Origin of the sequence: Herbaspirillum sp. NPDC101396 (assembly GCF_044767365.1) — a bacterium.
Lineage (GTDB): Bacteria > Pseudomonadota > Gammaproteobacteria > Burkholderiales > Burkholderiaceae_D > Herbaspirillum.
The window spans coordinates 811,500-827,484 of sequence record NZ_JBIWNT010000001.1 but is presented as its reverse complement, the minus strand read 5'-3'; the positions used below and the strand labels follow the sequence as shown (position 1 = coordinate 827,484).

General features: G+C 62.6%; 15 protein-coding genes. 3 read left to right on the top strand and 12 right to left on the bottom strand.

Annotated elements, in window-relative coordinates; translation table 11 throughout:
• Nucleotides 1-95: 95 nt before the first annotated feature.
• From ACIROY_RS03645 to ACIROY_RS03620, 6 genes are all read right to left on the bottom strand, one after another.
• Nucleotides 96-1,427: an EAL and HDOD domain-containing protein gene (locus ACIROY_RS03645; RefSeq protein WP_402271067.1), complete on the bottom strand. Its 1,332-nt coding sequence runs from the start codon at nt 1,425-1,427 to the stop codon at nt 96-98.
• 262 nt (nt 1,428-1,689) lie between these two features.
• Complete coding sequence (locus tag ACIROY_RS03640) at nt 1,690-2,304, bottom strand: LysE family translocator (protein WP_402271070.1); 615 nt, start codon at nt 2,302-2,304, stop codon at nt 1,690-1,692.
• Nucleotides 2,305-2,380: 76 nt separating this feature from the next.
• Complete coding sequence (locus tag ACIROY_RS03635; RefSeq protein ID WP_402339739.1) at nt 2,381-3,547, bottom strand: MFS transporter; 1,167 nt, start codon at nt 3,545-3,547, stop codon at nt 2,381-2,383.
• A gap of 117 nt (nt 3,548-3,664) precedes the next feature.
• Complete coding sequence (locus tag ACIROY_RS03630; protein ID WP_402271075.1) at nt 3,665-4,408, bottom strand: ABC transporter substrate-binding protein; 744 nt, start codon at nt 4,406-4,408, stop codon at nt 3,665-3,667.
• Between the two features lie 161 nt (nt 4,409-4,569).
• Entirely contained in the window at nt 4,570-5,949 is a 1,380-nt protein-coding gene (locus ACIROY_RS03625) for a sensor histidine kinase (RefSeq protein WP_402339736.1), read from the bottom strand.
• On the bottom strand, nt 5,946-6,632 hold the full coding sequence (locus ACIROY_RS03620) for a response regulator transcription factor (protein ID WP_402271079.1): 687 nt from the start codon (nt 6,630-6,632) through the stop codon (nt 5,946-5,948). The genes ACIROY_RS03625 and ACIROY_RS03620 overlap by 4 nt, the downstream gene beginning before the upstream one ends.
• Nucleotides 6,633-6,827: 195 nt before the next feature.
• Between ACIROY_RS03620 and ACIROY_RS03615 the strand changes: the two genes are divergently transcribed.
• From ACIROY_RS03615 to ACIROY_RS03605, 3 genes are all read left to right on the top strand, one after another.
• The gene (locus ACIROY_RS03615; protein ID WP_402340146.1) at nt 6,828-7,574 is read left to right on the top strand and encodes an ABC transporter ATP-binding protein; all 747 of its coding nucleotides are present in this window, start codon (nt 6,828-6,830) and stop codon (nt 7,572-7,574) included.
• A gap of 29 nt (nt 7,575-7,603) precedes the next feature.
• Nucleotides 7,604-8,476, top strand: a complete 873-nt coding sequence (locus ACIROY_RS03610; RefSeq protein ID WP_402271081.1) for an ABC transporter permease — start codon at nt 7,604-7,606, stop codon at nt 8,474-8,476.
• Nucleotides 8,477-8,662: 186 nt separating this feature from the next.
• The gene (locus ACIROY_RS03605) at nt 8,663-9,685 is read left to right on the top strand and encodes an ABC transporter substrate-binding protein (protein WP_402339733.1); all 1,023 of its coding nucleotides are present in this window, start codon (nt 8,663-8,665) and stop codon (nt 9,683-9,685) included.
• Between the two features lie 81 nt (nt 9,686-9,766).
• Here the strand turns inward: ACIROY_RS03605 and ACIROY_RS03600 are convergent, their stop codons facing one another.
• The 6 genes from ACIROY_RS03600 to ACIROY_RS03575 form a co-directional block, all read right to left on the bottom strand.
• Entirely contained in the window at nt 9,767-10,555 is a 789-nt protein-coding gene (locus tag ACIROY_RS03600) for a phosphodiesterase (protein WP_402339731.1), read from the bottom strand.
• Between the two features lie 28 nt (nt 10,556-10,583).
• Complete coding sequence (locus ACIROY_RS03595; protein ID WP_402271085.1) at nt 10,584-11,447, bottom strand: carbohydrate ABC transporter permease; 864 nt, start codon at nt 11,445-11,447, stop codon at nt 10,584-10,586.
• Entirely contained in the window at nt 11,444-12,355 is a 912-nt protein-coding gene (locus tag ACIROY_RS03590) for a carbohydrate ABC transporter permease (protein ID WP_402271087.1), read from the bottom strand. The genes ACIROY_RS03595 and ACIROY_RS03590 overlap by 4 nt, the downstream gene beginning before the upstream one ends.
• A gap of 102 nt (nt 12,356-12,457) precedes the next feature.
• Nucleotides 12,458-13,732, bottom strand: coding sequence for an ABC transporter substrate-binding protein (locus tag ACIROY_RS03585; RefSeq protein ID WP_402339728.1), 1,275 nt, complete (start codon nt 13,730-13,732; stop codon nt 12,458-12,460).
• A 76-nt stretch (nt 13,733-13,808) separates the two neighbouring features.
• Nucleotides 13,809-14,921, bottom strand: coding sequence for an ABC transporter ATP-binding protein (locus ACIROY_RS03580; RefSeq protein ID WP_402339727.1), 1,113 nt, complete (start codon nt 14,919-14,921; stop codon nt 13,809-13,811).
• 17 nt (nt 14,922-14,938) lie between these two features.
• A complete protein-coding gene (locus ACIROY_RS03575) occupies nt 14,939-15,841 on the bottom strand; it encodes a DeoR/GlpR family DNA-binding transcription regulator (protein ID WP_402339725.1) in 903 nt (300 codons plus the stop codon).
• Between the last annotated feature and the right edge of the window lie 144 nt (nt 15,842-15,985).

Genomic DNA, 15,985 nt, shown 5'->3' with positions numbered 1-15,985 from the left:
GTCTCGGCGCGATCCCTGTTTTATTCAGTTTTTCTTGTGCGTCAGCATACCGCAGAGCCGGGCGCTTTCGTACGGTTTGAAAAAATACCCTCATGTCATTCCGATAACGAACGCAAGTCTTCGACCGGCTGCGTGGTGTGCGCACCCATGCCCATGTTTTCGGAAATGCTGTCGCCCCATTCGAACGCCTCTTTTTGCACACTGTAAAACTCGTCCGCGGAAAGCTGGAACTCGTTCAACAGTTCGATGCGGCGCGCCGCACTCAGCAGCTCGGGTTTTTCGCTGGCCTCCGCCAGTTGCAGCAGGCCGCCATAGAATCCCAAACGCGACAGCAGCGCCTCGCGCACTTCGATCGACACGCCGATCTGGGCGAGGATGTCGGCGATGTCCTGGTTCAGCAGGGCGTCGGTCAGTGACAGCACGCCGACCATGAATGCGGTGTCCGAGCGGCTCGAGCGGCGCGGCTGGACTTTTTGCGCCAGCAGTTCGCACAGCTTGCCGCGCGTGGCCGCCAGGATCATCAGCGGCGAGGAGGCATTGCGGCCGTTGTCCGGATTGGCGTACAGCAGGATCTGCAGCCAGCGCTTCAGTTGGCGGTCGCCCAGCACCAGCAGGGCCTGGCCGAGCGAGGCGATGTGCCGGCGGAAACCGTACATCGGCGTGTTCACCAGGCGCAGCAGCATCAGGCTCAGTGCGATGTCCTTCTTGATGAAGCGCACAATCTCGTAGTTGTTGGCGCCCTTGATGACCAGCGCCAGTATCTGCATGATCAGGATGCTGGAGGCATTCAGCTTTTTACCGTGCAGCACGTCGGGCCGGGCGAAATAATAACCCTGGTAATAATCGAAACCGTACTCGCTGCAGAGCCTGAACTTCTCCGCGGTTTCCACTTTCTCAGCGAGCAGCTTCTTGCCCTTTTGCCGCAGGCTGTGACTGAGCGCGGCGAGTTCATCATCTTGCATGTTCAGCACGTCCACCTTGACGATGGACGCCACGCGCAGGAGCAGGTCGGTGCGATCCGATTCCTGCACCAGGTCGTCGATGGCGAACATGTACCCGGCCTCGGACAGCGCCTCGATGCGCTGCATCAGCGGCAGCGTCAGTTCGACGGTCTCGAGTATCTCCAGGATCACGTGCTCCTTGGGCAGCACGTAGATGGCGTCGCTCAGCAGGATGGCGGCGTCGACATTGATAAACGCGACCAGCGAGCCGATCACATTGTGCAGGCCCAGCTCGGCGGCGTGCTCGATGACGGCGGCGGTCGCAGCGGCATCGTCCATGACGGTCGCGTAGTTGGCTGCGCTGCTGCGAAACAGCAGTTCGTAGCCGATCAACTCTTGCCGGATGTTCAGCACCGGTTGGCGCGCCAGGAAAAAATCCTTCGCGCCCAGATACTGAACCTCCCTGTTCAATGCTGCTGCAGCCATATGCCCGTCCTTCCTCATTCGCTTTTAGGTGTTGTTGGAGTGCGATATCAATGCATCTTCGGCAGTCATGAAGTCCTGCAACGCGCTTTGGCAAACGGAGTCGGTCGCCAAAGCAATCGCTTTCCCGGGCGATGGTGTCGCCGGGACGGACTTGTGATCAGGCAACTATAGCAACGTGATTTGGCTTTGTATGTCAGGAAACCTTGATTGCATGGGGGCAATCGGGAGACGGCGGCGTGCAAGCCGCGAGGGGGGAGTTCTTTCAGCGGCCGAGCAGCAGCTTGCCGCCGAGGGCAATGAGCAGCAGGCCCATCGTAGCTTCGATGGCGGTTTTGGCGCGGGCGTAGATGCGCAGCGCTGCGCGATGCGAGAACAGCACCGCCAGTCCGCAATACCAGCCGGCCGACACCAGCGTCGCCATGACCACGATGGCGGCGTAAAACCAGAGCGGCGCAGACACCGGCACCATGACCGTGAAAATACTGCCGTAGAAGCCGATCGATTTGGGATTGGTCATGCTCACCAGGAAGGCCTTGCGGGCCGCCGCCATGCCATCGGCATTGCCGTCGGCGGATTTGTTCACCGGCTTGGTCGCGCCCTTGATCATCTTCACGCCAAGCCAGATCAGATAAGCTGCGCCGGCGATTTGCACGGCGGTATGGACCAGCGGAAAGTGAGCGGTGATCAGGCCCAGCCCCGCCACAGCAAGCAGCACCCAGGTGCACGATGCCGCAGCCAGACCGAGGCCGGTCAGGATGCCGGCGCGGCGCGACACCGTCATGGCGGTGGACGTGACGAGCGCGAAGTTCGGACCGGGACTCAGCACGCTGAGGAAGAGCACGCCGGTGATGGCCAGCAATTGCAGTGCGTAACTCATGACCTGGCCGCCGTATCGAGACCGCGTTGCACGCGCCACGACAAGGGCAGCGTCAGCAGCAGGAGCGCCGCCAGCGTCATCGTCGCAACAGGGATGCCGGCAACGTCATCGTCGCAACAGGGATGCCGGCAACGTCGCCGAGGTAGCCGAACACGACCGGCGCCAGCGCGCCGCCGCCGATGGTGCCGGTGTAGAACAGCGCGAATGCGTGGTCGCGCCTGTCCGGTCCGGCCAGCTCGGGCACCACGCCGTACAGCACCGAAGACGTGCCGTTCAGCGCCAGTCCCAGCAGCGGCAGCATCAGCATCAAACCGGACAACGGCAGCCATACGGCGGCCAGTATCAGCAAGGCGGTCGCGGACTCGGTCAGCCAGACCGTCTTCATCATGCCGATGCGCGCGCCCAGGTAACCGCACAGCAGCTTGCCGAATGCGCCGCCGACAAACAGCAGCGACAGTGCAACGCCGATGCCGGCAGTGCCCGCGCCCTTGCTTTTCAGCAGGAACGGCAGGAAGGTCAGGAAACCCATGCGCACGGCGCTGTCCAGCGTGCCGGTGAATTGCAAGGCGAGCAGGCCGCCCGGTGAGCCGGCGCCGCTGACGGTGCGGGCTTTCTTTGTTTTGGCGGAGGTAGCGTCGCTGCGCGCCGGGATCAGCCACCACAGCATGGCAGCAGCAGCCAGGCCGAGCAGGCCGATCAGCGTCGCGCTGGTTTCCCAGCTGACCACCACCAGCAAGAGTCCGACCAGTCCTGGAATAAGGGTCTTGCCGATGTCGCCGGCGAAGTTGTATTGCGCCAGCGCCTCCTTGACGCCGCCGTGTTCATGCGCGTCGGTCACCAGCGACGACGCCAGCGGATGCTGGGTGCTGGCGCCGAGTCCGCCCAGCAGCAATGCCACCAGCAATACTGACAAACCGCCGGCCTGACCCGCAATGAGATAAGCAAGGCCGGCCAGCGCGGTGCCGCCGATCAGCATGCGTTCACGGCCCCAGCGCCGGGCCAGCCGGCTCGCCAGCAACTGAAAGCCGGCCATCATGCCGGAATAAGAGCCGCGCAGCAGTCCGACCATGGCGTAGCTGATCGAGAACTGCGATTGCCAGATCGGCAACAACACATAGATGACATCGGTCAAGCCGTCGTGCACGGCATGCGCGCTGCAGGCGGCGATCAGCGAGCGACGACGCGCGCCGGCGTCCGGAAGATCCGACGCGCGGGGCGTTGCGGCGATGTTCAATTCATTCATGTTGGCCTGGCGGCGAGCGAAAGAAAGAATGGAAGAAGTGGAGGAAGCGAACGGAGCAGGATGGCGCCAGTTTACTAGCGCACGAAAATTTCTGCCGGGCGTGCTCCGTCGCCGTGCTTAATCGCCGCGTTTAGCCACCAGCGCGCCTTCAATCTTGTGCTTCGCCAGCGAGGCGGCGACGAAGCCCGAGGCCTTCACGTCTTCCACGAACTCGGCGAGATAGGCAGCGGCTGCTTCACCGCGCGCTTTCGGCACGCCCATGGCCTGGCGGATCACCATGAAGCGCTGGTCGAGGATGCGCAGGCCGCCGGCCTTGGCCGCGTCGTGCTCAAGCTGCTGCTTGACGCCGGCGGCCACACTCAGGTTCTGGTCGAGGAAGCCTTGCACGACCGCCGGTGAAGTCGGTATCCGCACGATCGTCGCGCTCTTGAGTTCGCGCGTCAGGAACAGATCGTAAGCGCTGCCGTTGCCGACCGCCACGGTGATGCCGGGCTGATCGACCTGGGCGTTGCTGGTGATCGGCGAATCTGTGCGCACGGCGTAATAGCCTTCGATCAGGACGTAAGGGCCGGTGAAACTGATTTCCTGCGCACGCTTGGGATCGACCGCGAAGAAGCCGATGTCGGCCTTGTCCTGCTCGATGTTTTCCACGGAAGCGCCGGCCGATTTAACCGGGACCAGTTGCAGGGGCACGCCGAGACGCCGCGCCAGTTCTGTCGCCAGGTCCACCGAGACGCCGACCGGTTTGCCGGTGTTGGCATCCAGGCTGGCCAGCACCGGATTACCGAGATTGATCGAGGCGCGCAGGATGCCGCCGGGTGCAAAGAGCGCGGCGTTTTCCTGTTGGCTTTTTTGCTGCATGGCGGCTCCTGATGTTTGCGCTTGTGCGCCTGGATTGAGGGTAAGGCTCAAGGGGATGAGCGCGGACAGCAGCAGATGTTTCAGCGACGCTGCCGACGTGCGTGTGCCAATCGATGATGATGTTTTCATATTGTTTTTCTTCCAGTCTGAGTTCTCGTATTTTATGCCGCGCCGTCCGGCCGCGCCGGAAAGCTCAACACCACCATGAAGCTGCCCGCGCCGCTATAGCCGAAACGCAGCTGGCCACCGTGTGCGCGCATGACTTCCTCGACGATGGACAGTCCCAGGCTCGCGCCCATGCGTTCGCCGCTGCGCGGAGAGAAGGGCTTGCGGATGCGTTCCCAGTCGGCTTCCGGGATGCCGGGGCCGTCATCGATGACGCGCAGTTCGATCTGCGCCTCCTTGCGTTCCAGCTGCACGTGCAGGAAGCTGGCGGCGCCGTACTGCAAAGCATTCCCGAGCACGTTCTTGACGGCTTCGCGCAGGCTGATGGCGTCGCCCATGATCAGGCAGGGCTGTTCCGGCGCTTCCATGGCGAGGTCCAGCAGTCGCTCCTGATGCGACAGCATGTCGGCCATTTCCTGGCGCACCAGTTGGGCCAGGTCGACGCTTTCCAATGCAGCGGTATCGCTGCGGTGCTGCACCATGGCATGGTTGATCAGCTGATTGACCAGCGCGCCGAGTTGGCGGGTGCGGGTGCGCAGGCGGTCCAGATGATGGCGGCGGCCTTCTTCATCGTGTTGCGCCGACAGCAGTTCCATCTGCGAAATCAGCGCCGTCACCGGGGTGCGCAACTGATGCGCCGCATCGCCGATCACGCGGCGCATGGTGGCGCGGTGGACCGCCAGCCGCTGCATGAACGCGTTGATCGAGCTGACCAGCGCATGCGTCTCGACCGGCACCGTGATCGACAGCGGCGACAGGTCATTGAGGTCGCGCTCGCGGATCGCCGCTTCGATTTTCTTGAGTGGCGACAGCGCCTGGTAGAGCGTGAACATGGCGGCGATCAGCGTCAGTACGCCCATCGCCAGGATCACCAGCAGGGCGCGCGTGCCGACGCTCTTGGCGAAGGACATGCGCGCGTTATTGGTTTGCGCCAGCACGATCACGGCCCAGGGATGATCGCCCGCGACCGGCATGCGGCGGCCGATGACGGCCATGCGCACCGGCGTGTCGAGATAGGCGCCGTCCTGCAGCAGCGGACCGTCTTCCAGCTTGTTCCAGGGAATCTCCGGCTTGAAGTCGGGGTCGCCGGCGACCGTGCGGCCATCGGGATCGATCACCACGTAGAACACCTGGTCGCCGGCAGTCAACATCGAGAACGCCGCCAGCGGCACGTCGACATTGACCGCGCCGTTCTGGTACCAGGTGTTTTCGGCGATCTGCAAGGCGCTGCCGGACAGGATGCGGTCGTAGGCTTCGTTGGCTGCCAGTTGGGTGGAAATCCAGATGGCGACCAGCAGCACCGCCGAGCTGATGGAGAGCACGATGCCCACGCGCATCACCAGGCGCGTATAGAGCGAGCGGCCGGCGACGATCATGGATGGTGGACCGCGCCGGCCGGCAGCAGCACCAGCTGGTAGCCGAGTCCGCGCAGCGTGCGGATTTCAAAACCGGCGCCGGCCAGCTTCTTGCGCAGGCGGCCGACGTATTGCTCGACGGTGTTGGCGTTGGGCGTGTCGTCGACGCTGAACAGCCGGTCGATCAGTTCATCCTTGCCGAAGATGCGGCCTGGTCGCGCCGCGATGATTTCCAGCAGGGTGACTTCGCGCCGTGTCAGTTCCAGCGGCCGGCCGTCGAGTACTGCGGTGCGGCTCTTGCGGTCGATGGTCAGGTTGGCGCAGTTGAGCAGATTGGTGGCTTCGCCGCCGCTGCGGCGCAGCAGGACGCGGATGCGCGCTTCCAGCTCGCGGAAGTCGAAAGGCTTGATCAGGTAGTCGTCGGCGCCGAGGTCGAGCGCGCGCACGCGTTCTTCGATTTCGGCGCAAGCAGTCAGCATCAGCACCGGCGTGGACAGGCCTTTTTCGCGCACGCGCGTGAGCAGGGAGAAACCGTCTTGCTGCGGCAGCATGACGTCGAGGATGATCAGGTCATAGGGATCGGTGACCAGCCGGGCGGCATCGTTGCCCTTGCTTTGCCAGTCCACCGTGTGGCCGATGCGCGACAGGTGGGCGACGATCGCTTCGGCGACGTCGGCCGTGTCTTCGACCAGGAGTATGCGCATGATGATAAATCCGTCGTAATGGAGCGAGCTTGAGAGCAGTGTATTTCGATATCGGCAAGATATCGCAGCCGATACTCGTGTGTATGTCAGTTTCGTTACAGCTTGCGAGATTAGCATCCTTCCAAGAACTTATAAAAGCACCTTCAGGAGATAGCTGTGAAAACTGATCAAGCCCTTGCGCCTGTCGATCCATCCATGCCTTTGCTAGAGATCGATAACGTCACCCTGCAATACAAGACCTCCGACTCGCTCGTTACTGCAACGCAGCAAGTCAGCTTCAATGTCCATCCGTCCGACCGCTACATCTTGCTGGGCCCATCCGGCTGCGGCAAGTCGACCCTGCTCAAGGCCATCGGCGGCTACCTGCAGCCGACCAGCGGCAAGATACGCCTCAAGGGCAAGGAGGTAAGCCAGCCCGGTCCGGATCGCATGATGGTGTTCCAGGAGTTCGACCAGCTGCTGCCGTGGAAGACCGTGCGCCAGAACGTCGAGTTCGCGCTGCACGCCAGCGGCCGCCTGCAAGGCAAGGAAGCTTCGGAGCGCGCCGCCTACTACATCGAGAAAGTCGGCCTCGCCAAGTTCATCGACAGCTATCCGCACACGCTCTCGGGCGGCATGAAGCAGCGCGTCTCGATTGCGCGCGGCATGGCCATGGAGCCGGACGTACTGCTGATGGACGAACCGTTCGCCGCGCTCGACGCGCTCACGCGCCGCAAGATGCAGGACGAGTTGCTGCGCCTGTGGGACGACACCAATTTCACTGTGCTGTTCGTGACCCACTCGATCGAGGAAGCGATCCGCATCGGCACCCGCATCCTGCTGCTGTCGCCGCATCCCGGGCAGGTCAGGGCGGAGCTCAACAGCATCCCGCCGGAAGAGATGGGCACCGCCAGCCAGGCGCAGCTGGAGCAGCGCATCAATGACATGCTGTTCGCGCACTGATCCATAAATATAAAGAAAGAGACATCGCCATGACCAAGAACAGCACACTCTTCGTGCGTCCGGAAATCGTCGTCGAACCGAACCGCAACGCCGTGGCCGAAGTGCAGCGCCCGTTGTCGGCCTTTGAAGCCATCTACCGCATCAGCTGGATCCGCAAGACCGCGATCCTGCTGGTGCTGGCGCTGGTCTGGGAAATCTACGGCCGCTGGCTGGACAATTCGCTGTTGTTCCCCAGTTTCAGCGAAACCCTGCACGCCTTCATGAGCGGCATCAGCAGCGGCGTGCTGCTGCAACGCGCGGCGGTCTCGCTGCAAACGCTGCTGATCGGCTACAGCCTCGGCATCCTGCTGGCCGGCCTGCTGACCACGGTGGCGATCAGCTCGCGCATCGGCAATGATTTCCTCGAAACCCTGACCTCCATGTTCAATCCGCTGCCGGCGATCGCCTTGCTGCCGCTGGCGCTGATCTGGTTCGGCCTCGGCACCGGCAGCATCATTTTCGTGCTGGTGCATTCGGTGCTGTGGGCGGTGGCCTTGAATACCCACGCCGGTTTCCGCTCGGTGTCCGCCACCATGCGCATGGTCGGGCAGAACTACGGCCTGCGGCGTTTTGCGCTGGTGCGCTACATCCTGATCCCGGCCGCTTTTCCCAGCATTTTGACCGGCCTCAAGATCGGCTGGGCGTTTGCCTGGCGCACGCTGATCGCGGCTGAGCTGGTGTTCGGCGTATCGTCCGGCACCGGCGGATTGGGCTGGTACATTTTTGAAAATCGCAACCAGCTGGAGACGGCCAATGTGTTCTCGGGCCTGTTCTTCGTGATCATCATCGGCTTGTTCGTGGAAAACATGATTTTCGCCAAGATAGAAAAACGCACCATCCGCCGCTGGGGCATGCAACACTAAACCTGCTCGTGATCCTACTGCGAAGTCATGATCTGACGTCGGGCGGTGCTCGGAATCCTCATGTACTTAAGTACATTCCAAGGGTTACGCAACTGAATTCCGCTTCGGCCGCCATCAGCTGATGGCTTCTCGCTACGGATCACAAGCAGGTTTTGGCATATAACTAAAACCTTCCAAGGAGACAGAATGAAACGCAGACATTTTTCCAAACTCATGACGGCCGCAACCCTGGGCTTGTCCATGCTGGCCGCAAGCATTCCAGCCCGCGCCGAAGCCCCGGTGGTGCGCCTGTCGCACGGCTACGGCTTGCTGTACCTGCCGCTGATGGTGATCCGCGATCAGGGCCTGATCGAGAAGCACGCCAAGGCCGCGGGCCTGGGCGACGTCAAGACCAACTGGGTGCTGCTCGACGGCGGCAACGTCATCAACGATGCCATGCTGGCCGGCAACCTGGACATCGCCGGCACCGGGGCGCCGGGCTTCATCACGCTGTGGTCGAAGGCGCGCGGCATCCCGCGTTCGGAAGTGACCGGCCTGGGTGCGCTGAGCACCTCGCCGTTGTGGCTCAACACCAATAACCCGAACGTCAAGTCGCTCAAGGACTTCACCTCCAAGGACAAGATCGCTATCCCGGGCATCAAGACTTCGTTGTCGGCGGTGCTGCTGCAAATGGCCGTGGCCAAGACCTTCGGCATCGAGAATTACGCCAAGCTTGATCCGCTGACCGTCAGCCTGAGCCATCCCGAAGCCCTCGGCTCGCTGCTGTCCGGCAAGACCGAGATCACTGGCCACTTCACCTCGCCGCCGTTCTCGTATCAGGAAGTCAAGGATCCGAAGATCCGCCGCGTGCTGAGTTCGTCTGACGTCCTGGGCCACATCACCATCGACGTGGTGTTTGCGCTCAAGCAGTTCACCGAAAAGAACCCGAAACTGACGCAAGCCTTCATGGACGCCCAGGAAGAAGCCAACGCTTACATCGCCAAGAACCGCAAGGGCGCTGCCGAGACTTTCCTGCGCGTGTCGAAGATGAAGCTGACGCAGGATGAAGTCGAGAAGATGCTGGCCGATCCGGACACGCAATTCACCACTACGCCGGAAGACATCATGCAATATGTGGTGTTCATGGACAAGGCCGGCACCATCAAGACCAAGCCTGCGGTCTGGTCGGATCTGTTCGTGCCGGCGTTCAAGACGCGCAAGGGTAGTTAAGCAGCAAGAAAAATCTGGATTGAAGAAAGACGGGGAGTGCACAATGTGCCTCCCCGTTTTTCATCGCCCCAAGATATTGCTTCAGTCGTAGTACGGAAACTGCTGCGACCGGTCCATGAACGCGTGATAGTGCACGACCACGCCCGCATCGCGCAGGCTCAGCACGGCGTAGGCGGGCGGCTCCATCGAGGTCGTGGCCGGCCCGGTCAGTGCGAAGTCGAGCGCGTGCTGGTGGTTGGTGCCGGGCACGGTGGCGAACGGCGTGCCGTACCAGGTGCCGCCCGACGGCCGATGCACGTGGCCGGAAAACATGTAGCGCACGTTGCCATGCTTCTTCACCAGCGCGCGCAGGTCGGCTTCTTCGCGCAGGCGGATCCAGTCCATCGAGGGTAGGTCGAGCTCGAACGGCGGGTGATGCGAGAACAGGTACACCGATCGTTCGCCGGCTTCGGCCAGCGTGCGGTCGAGCCAGGCCAGGCGGTCGGCGCACAGGCGGCCTTCGTGGGTACCGGCCTCCTTGGTGTCGAGGAACACCAGGCGCGTGTCGCCGGCATCGTGCACACCCTGGATGAAGCCGTGCTCGTCGACCGGCATGGCGGGAAAGACGCTGCGGAACACCGGACGTTCGTCGTGGTTGCCGAGCAGCAGGCGCACCGGCAGTTTCAGCTCCTTGAGGCAATCGGCCAGGATGCGATACGAGGCTTCGTCGCCATCGTGTGTGAGGTCGCCGGTGATGACGCACAGATCGGCGTCGGCATGGTGTTCATTGACGTGGGCGATGCAGTGGCGAAAACGTGTGACCGAGTCCTCGCCGAACAAGAGGTTCCCATCCGGCACCAGGTGGATGTCGGTGATTTGTATGACTTTCATCAGATGTGTTGTTGGTGTTGAGAGAGAGTTATCGGATACCGGCGCGCAGGAAGGCCTGGATGAACTGGCGCTGGAATACCAGGAAGCCGATCAGCAGCGGCGCAATCGCCACCAGCGTGGCGGCGCTGATGATGGAGATGTTGACGCCGCTTTCCGGCGCGCCGAACAGTGACAGCCCGACCGTCAGCGGCCGCGTTGCCGGCGAGTTGGTCACGATCAGCGGCCACAGGAAATTGTTCCAGTGCGTCGCCACCGACACCAATGCATAGGCCAGGTAGACCGGCTTGGCCGCCGGCACGTACACGCGCCACAGCACGCCGAACCAGCCGCAGCCTTCGATGCGCGCCGCTTCTTCCAGCTCGCGCGGGATCTGCATGAAAGCCTGGCGCAGCAGGAAGATGCCGAAGGCGCTGGCCATGTAGGGCACCGCCATGCCGAAGGGTGTGTCGAACAGGCCCAGGCGGGTGACCATGGCGTAGTTTTCGACGATCAGGATTTCCGGCAGCACGAACAATTGCAGCAGCACCAGCACGAACACGATGTTCTTGCCGCTGAACTGGAAGCGCGCGAACGCAAAGCCGGCTAGCGTGCACAGCGTGAACTGACCGACCAGGATCAGGCTGACCAGTACGAAGGTGTTGAGGAAATAACGCAGCCATGGCGCCGATTGCCAGGCGTCGCGGAAATTCTGCAGCACCAGCGGCGCGCGCCAGTCGAACGCCAGCGCGGCGTGGGACGTATGGAAGGCGGCCCACAGCGCAAACAGCAGCGGTGCAATCCACAGCAGCGCCAGCAGCCAGGCGCCGAAGGTGTCGACGATGTTCCAGAAACGGTCATGCGACGCTGCAGCGGGAGCGGATGCCGCCGACGGGGAAATGGCGAGAGTGTTCATCGGTAATGGATGCGACGGTCAAAGAAGATGAATTGCAGCGCGGCGATCAGTCCCAGTGCGGCAAGCACGAGTACGGTCATCACGGCGGCGCCGGCCTGGTCGAGGTAGGCGAAGGCCATTTCCCAGATCCAGTACAGGATCAGCTTGGAGGCGTTGTCCGGACCGCCCTTGGTCAGGATGAACAGGTGATCGATCAGGCGCACCGAGTTGATCAGCGCATTGATCAGCACGAACAGCGTGGTCGGCATCAGCAGCGGCAACACGATGCGTCGCATGTAGGCCCAGCGGCCGGCGCCTTCGATGCGCGCGGCTTCGCGCAGGTCGGGCGGGATCGCCTGCAATGCAGCCAGGTAAAAAATCATGAAGAAGCCGGACTCCTTCCAGATCGTCACCGCCATCACCGACCACAACGCGGTGCCGGGCTGGCCCAGCCAGTTGGTGGGACCGATGCCGAATAAGGCGGTGATGTGATCGAGCAGGCCGAGGCCGGGTGTATAGAAAAACAGCCACAGGTTGGCCGCCGCAATCATCGGCAGCATGGTCGGCGTGAAGAAGGCGGTGCGCACCAGCCCGCGGCCGCCGATGCGGGCGTTGGCCCACAGCGCCATGCCCAGCGCCAGCGCGATCGAAACGGGCACGGTCACGCCCGCATACAGCAGGTTGTTGCCGGCGACCTGCCAGAAGGTCGGGTCGCTCAGCAGGTCACGGTAATTGTCGATGCCGTTGAACACGCTGGGACGGCGCGCGGTGCCGCGCGAATGGAAGCTGCTCCACAGCGTCCCCAGCATCGGATAGAAGGCGAACAAGGTCAGCAGGATCAGCGACGGCGTCAGCAGGCCCCAGCCGAACAGGTTGTGCAGGCGGCGTTCGGCAGGATTTGTCGGCGCCGGTTGTGTTGCTTGGTTCATCAGGATCGTGTCCGGTGATCGGGTCTTGTCGCCATCGTCCCGGAAATCGGGACGATGGCAGTACAGGAGTACAGGAGTACAGGTCTAGCGGAAGAGCGTGGATTAACGGTAAGGCTTCAGCAAACGCTCGGCGGTTGCCTGCGCTTCATCCAGCGCCTGCTTGGAGGTCTTGGTGCCGGTCAGTGCGGCTTGCACGGCGTTCGACAGCGCTTCACGCACGCGGGCGGTCTGTTCGGTCGAGAACTCCGGAATTGCTACCGCCAGCTGGTCGCGCGCCACCAATGCCTGCGGGAAGGTCTTGGCGTAGTCGCGCAAGGCAGGCGTGTTGTACGAGGCCGGGCTGGTGCCGACATAACCCGTTGCGATCGACCATTGCGCAGCGCGTTCCGGCGCCGTCATCCAGCGCACGAACGTGACCGAGGCGGCTTGCTGTGCCGGCGACGAACCCTTGAACAGGTAGAAGTTGCCGCCGCCGACCGGCGAGCCCGGTTGCTTGTTGGCCGGCAGCATGGCGACGCCAAAGTCGAACTTGGCTTCCTTCTTGACCGCGGTCAGGTTGCCGGTGGTGTGCCACATCATGGCGGTCTGGCCTTGCACGAAGGCCTGGCGCAGCGTGCCCCATTCAATCGCGCCGGCCGGGCTGACCTTGTGCGTGGCGGCCAGCGAACGCCAGAATTCCAGCGCTTCGACTGCGGCAGGGGTATTGAAGTAGACCTGCGTGCCTTCCTTGTTCATCAGCGACACGCCGTTCTGGATCGCGAACGCCTGGAACATCCAGTACGGATAGCCGGTCGACGGAATCATCAGGCCGAACTTGTCCTTGCCGGTCAGCTTGGTGGCGGCGGCCAGCATTTCCTTCCAGGTCTTTGGCGGCGCGTCCGGATTCAGGCCGGCGGCGCGGAACATGTCCTTGTTGTAGAACATGACGATGGTCGAGCGCTGGAACGGAATGCCCCAGACGTGGCCGCCGATGGTGCCGTTGGCCATCAGGCCGGGATAGAAACTTTGCAGCCAGGCCTTGTCTTCGGCGCTGGTGGCGACCTTGTCGAACGGCTCGATCAGGTTCTGGTCAATGAGGTCGTAAGTATCGAGCGCGCCCAGCACCGACAACTGTGCAGGCTGGCCACCCTTGATTGCCGACAGCGCACGCACGCGGGTCTCGTCGTAGTTGCCGGAGTAGACCGCCTTGACCTTGATGTCCGGATTGGACTTCTGGAAGTCGTTGATCATGCCGTCGATCACGTCGGTCAGCGGGCCGCCGACGGCGATCGGATAGTACATGGTCAGTTCGGTCGCGGCACAGGCCATCGACGATGCTGTCATTGCGCTGGCGAAGAGTGCCGCCAACGCTGTTTTTTTGATGAGTTTGCTCAGCATGGTTGTTCCTTTTTGAGGTGGTCGAATTGAAAGTGCAGGTGAAAAACGTGAGTAAGTCCGGATGCGTTGAAAGCGCTCAGAGCACTGCGGCCAGTTTCGGCGCGATGCGGTCATCGATGTCGTTGTCGTAGCTGGCCGGCGGTTGCAGGCGGCGGCCGTCGTCGGCGGCGAATACGTGCGCGTCGGCGGGTTTCCAGCCAAGGCCGACGCGGTCGCCCAGCTTGAGCCGGCTTTTTTCCGGACTGCGCACGATGATGTCGTCGCCGCCCGGCAGGTCGAGGTAGATGTAGGATTCGGCGCCCTGGAATTCGACGCCGGTGACGGTGCCGAACAGCTCGGTCGACGATGGCGCGACGATATGGAAGTGCTCGGGCCGCACACCGATCAGGGTCTTCACATCGCTGCCGATCGGCGCGATGCCCGCGCGCAAGGCCGCCGGCAATTTCTCGGCTGCCATCAACATCATCGGCGGGCTGCCGATGAAGCCTGCCGAGAATGCGGTGGCGGGTGTCTCATACAGCTCCGCCGGCGTGCCGCTCTGCACGATGCCGCCGCCGTTCATCAGCACGATCTTGTCGGCCATGCCCATCGCTTCGGTCTGGTCATGCGTGACGTACACCACCGTCATGCCGAGCCGCTGCTGCAGCGCACGGATTTCGTGGCGCACCGAATGGCGCAACTTGGCGTCAAGGTTGGACAGGGGCTCATCCATCAGGCAGATCGAATGACCGGCGACGATGGCGCGCGCCAGCGCCACCCGCTGACGCTGGCCACCCGACAGCTGGGCCGGCTTGCGTTGTTCGAGACCCTGCAGGTTGGTCAGCGCCAGGGCGTCCTGCAGACGCTGGCGACGCTCGGCCGCATGCACGCCGCGCACCTGCATGCCGAAGCAGATGTTCTCGGCGATGTTCAGGTGCGGGAACAGCGCATACGACTGGAACACCATCGACAGCCCGCGCGCCGACGGCGCCGCTGCGGTGACATCGTTGCCGTCGATTTCGACGCGGCCGCTGTCCGGTGTTTCCAGTCCCGCGAGCAAACGCAGCAAGGTCGACTTGCCGCAGCCGGACGGGCCGAGCAGGGCGACCAATTGGCCGCGTCCGAATTCCAAGTCGAGCGACTTGATGACCTGGTGCGCGCCCCAGGATTTGCTGATGCCGGTAAGGCGGATGGCGACGTCTGTGTTCATGTTGGAGTCCTGCATGTTCATTTGCCTGCGGCAATGGAAGCAATGGCGGCCATGACGGAATTGCCGGTGGCCGCGGAGGTAGTGGATTGGCGATCCGTGTCGGTGCTGTAGTCCGGCTGCGAGGTCACGACGACGCGTGTATTGCCGGCCAGCATGGCGGCCAGCGCCGGGCTCAGGGGACTGTCGGTGACCAGAATGTCGGGGTCGGACAGATGGCCGCCGCGCACCGGTGCCTGGCGGCCGAACTTGGAGTTGTCGGTGACCAGGATCTGGGTGCGACAGCTCTCGCGCAAGGCCTGGCGCGAGCTCGATTCCATGCGATCGAAATCAAGCAGCGTGCCGTCGGTGTCGACACCGCCGACGCCGTAAATGCCGAAGTCGGCGCGGAAGTTGCGGAACAGCTTGTCGGCGTCGTTGCCGAGGATTTCCGGATTGGGAAAGCGCAGCGTGCCGCCCGGCACGATGACCTGGTTGTTCTGGTTGGTCGACAACGCCAGCGCTGCGCGCAGGTTGTTGGTGATGACGGTGAGGTGATCGTGCTTGGCCAGCGCCAGCGCGACTTGCTCGGGCGTGGTGCCGATGCCGATCAGCACGCTGCACGAGTTCGGAATCAGCGCGGCGACGGCAGCGCCGATCTCTGCCTTCTGTTCGAGATTGTTGATGCGACGCATGTCGTAAGGCTGGTTGCGCGCCGACAGGATCAGCTCGGCGCCGCCATGCCGTCGGCGCAGGATATCCGCGTCGCACAGCGCATTGATGTCGCGCCGGATGGTCTGCGTGGTGACGGCGAAATGCTCCGCCAGCGCTTCCATCGTCAGGAAGCCGTGTTGACGGAACAGCGCAATGATTTCGTTGTGGCGCAACGAGGCCGGCTTGAGGACGGGCTTGAGAGCGGGAGTAACTGCAGGAGTCGCCGGCATGTTCACTTATCCATTCACTGGTTCATTTGAAAACGTCGTGAATGTTATCGGGCGATTGTTACCGGATCGTGACGTTCATATGAACGTGAATTGACTTTCATATCATCACAACGTCATGGCGATGTCATATATCGAGGGCATAGT

What these genes read in the sequence shown, in the direction of transcription:
- ACIROY_RS03630 (WP_402271075.1), bottom strand. Translation starts at nt 4,408, where the DNA reads ATGCAGCAAAAAAGCCAACAGGAAAACGCCGCGCTCTTTGCACCCGGC.
- ACIROY_RS03605 (WP_402339733.1), top strand. Translation starts at nt 8,663, where the DNA reads ATGAAACGCAGACATTTTTCCAAACTCATGACGGCCGCAACCCTGGGC.
- ACIROY_RS03575 (WP_402339725.1), bottom strand. Translation starts at nt 15,841, where the DNA reads ATGCCGGCGACTCCTGCAGTTACTCCCGCTCTCAAGCCCGTCCTCAAG.
- ACIROY_RS03580 (WP_402339727.1), bottom strand. Translation starts at nt 14,921, where the DNA reads ATGAACACAGACGTCGCCATCCGCCTTACCGGCATCAGCAAATCCTGG.
- ACIROY_RS03645 (WP_402271067.1), bottom strand. Translation starts at nt 1,427, where the DNA reads ATGGCTGCAGCAGCATTGAACAGGGAGGTTCAGTATCTGGGCGCGAAG.
- ACIROY_RS03620 (WP_402271079.1), bottom strand. Translation starts at nt 6,632, where the DNA reads ATGCGCATACTCCTGGTCGAAGACACGGCCGACGTCGCCGAAGCGATC.
- ACIROY_RS03600 (WP_402339731.1), bottom strand. Translation starts at nt 10,555, where the DNA reads ATGAAAGTCATACAAATCACCGACATCCACCTGGTGCCGGATGGGAAC.
- ACIROY_RS03635 (WP_402339739.1), bottom strand. Translation starts at nt 3,547, where the DNA reads ATGAATGAATTGAACATCGCCGCAACGCCCCGCGCGTCGGATCTTCCG.
- ACIROY_RS03595 (WP_402271085.1), bottom strand. Translation starts at nt 11,447, where the DNA reads ATGAACACTCTCGCCATTTCCCCGTCGGCGGCATCCGCTCCCGCTGCA.
- ACIROY_RS03585 (WP_402339728.1), bottom strand. Translation starts at nt 13,732, where the DNA reads ATGCTGAGCAAACTCATCAAAAAAACAGCGTTGGCGGCACTCTTCGCC.
- ACIROY_RS03590 (WP_402271087.1), bottom strand. Translation starts at nt 12,355, where the DNA reads ATGAACCAAGCAACACAACCGGCGCCGACAAATCCTGCCGAACGCCGC.
- ACIROY_RS03625 (WP_402339736.1), bottom strand. Translation starts at nt 5,949, where the DNA reads ATGATCGTCGCCGGCCGCTCGCTCTATACGCGCCTGGTGATGCGCGTG.
- ACIROY_RS03610 (WP_402271081.1), top strand. Translation starts at nt 7,604, where the DNA reads ATGACCAAGAACAGCACACTCTTCGTGCGTCCGGAAATCGTCGTCGAA.
- ACIROY_RS03640 (WP_402271070.1), bottom strand. Translation starts at nt 2,304, where the DNA reads ATGAGTTACGCACTGCAATTGCTGGCCATCACCGGCGTGCTCTTCCTC.
- ACIROY_RS03615 (WP_402340146.1), top strand. Translation starts at nt 6,828, where the DNA reads ATGCCTTTGCTAGAGATCGATAACGTCACCCTGCAATACAAGACCTCC.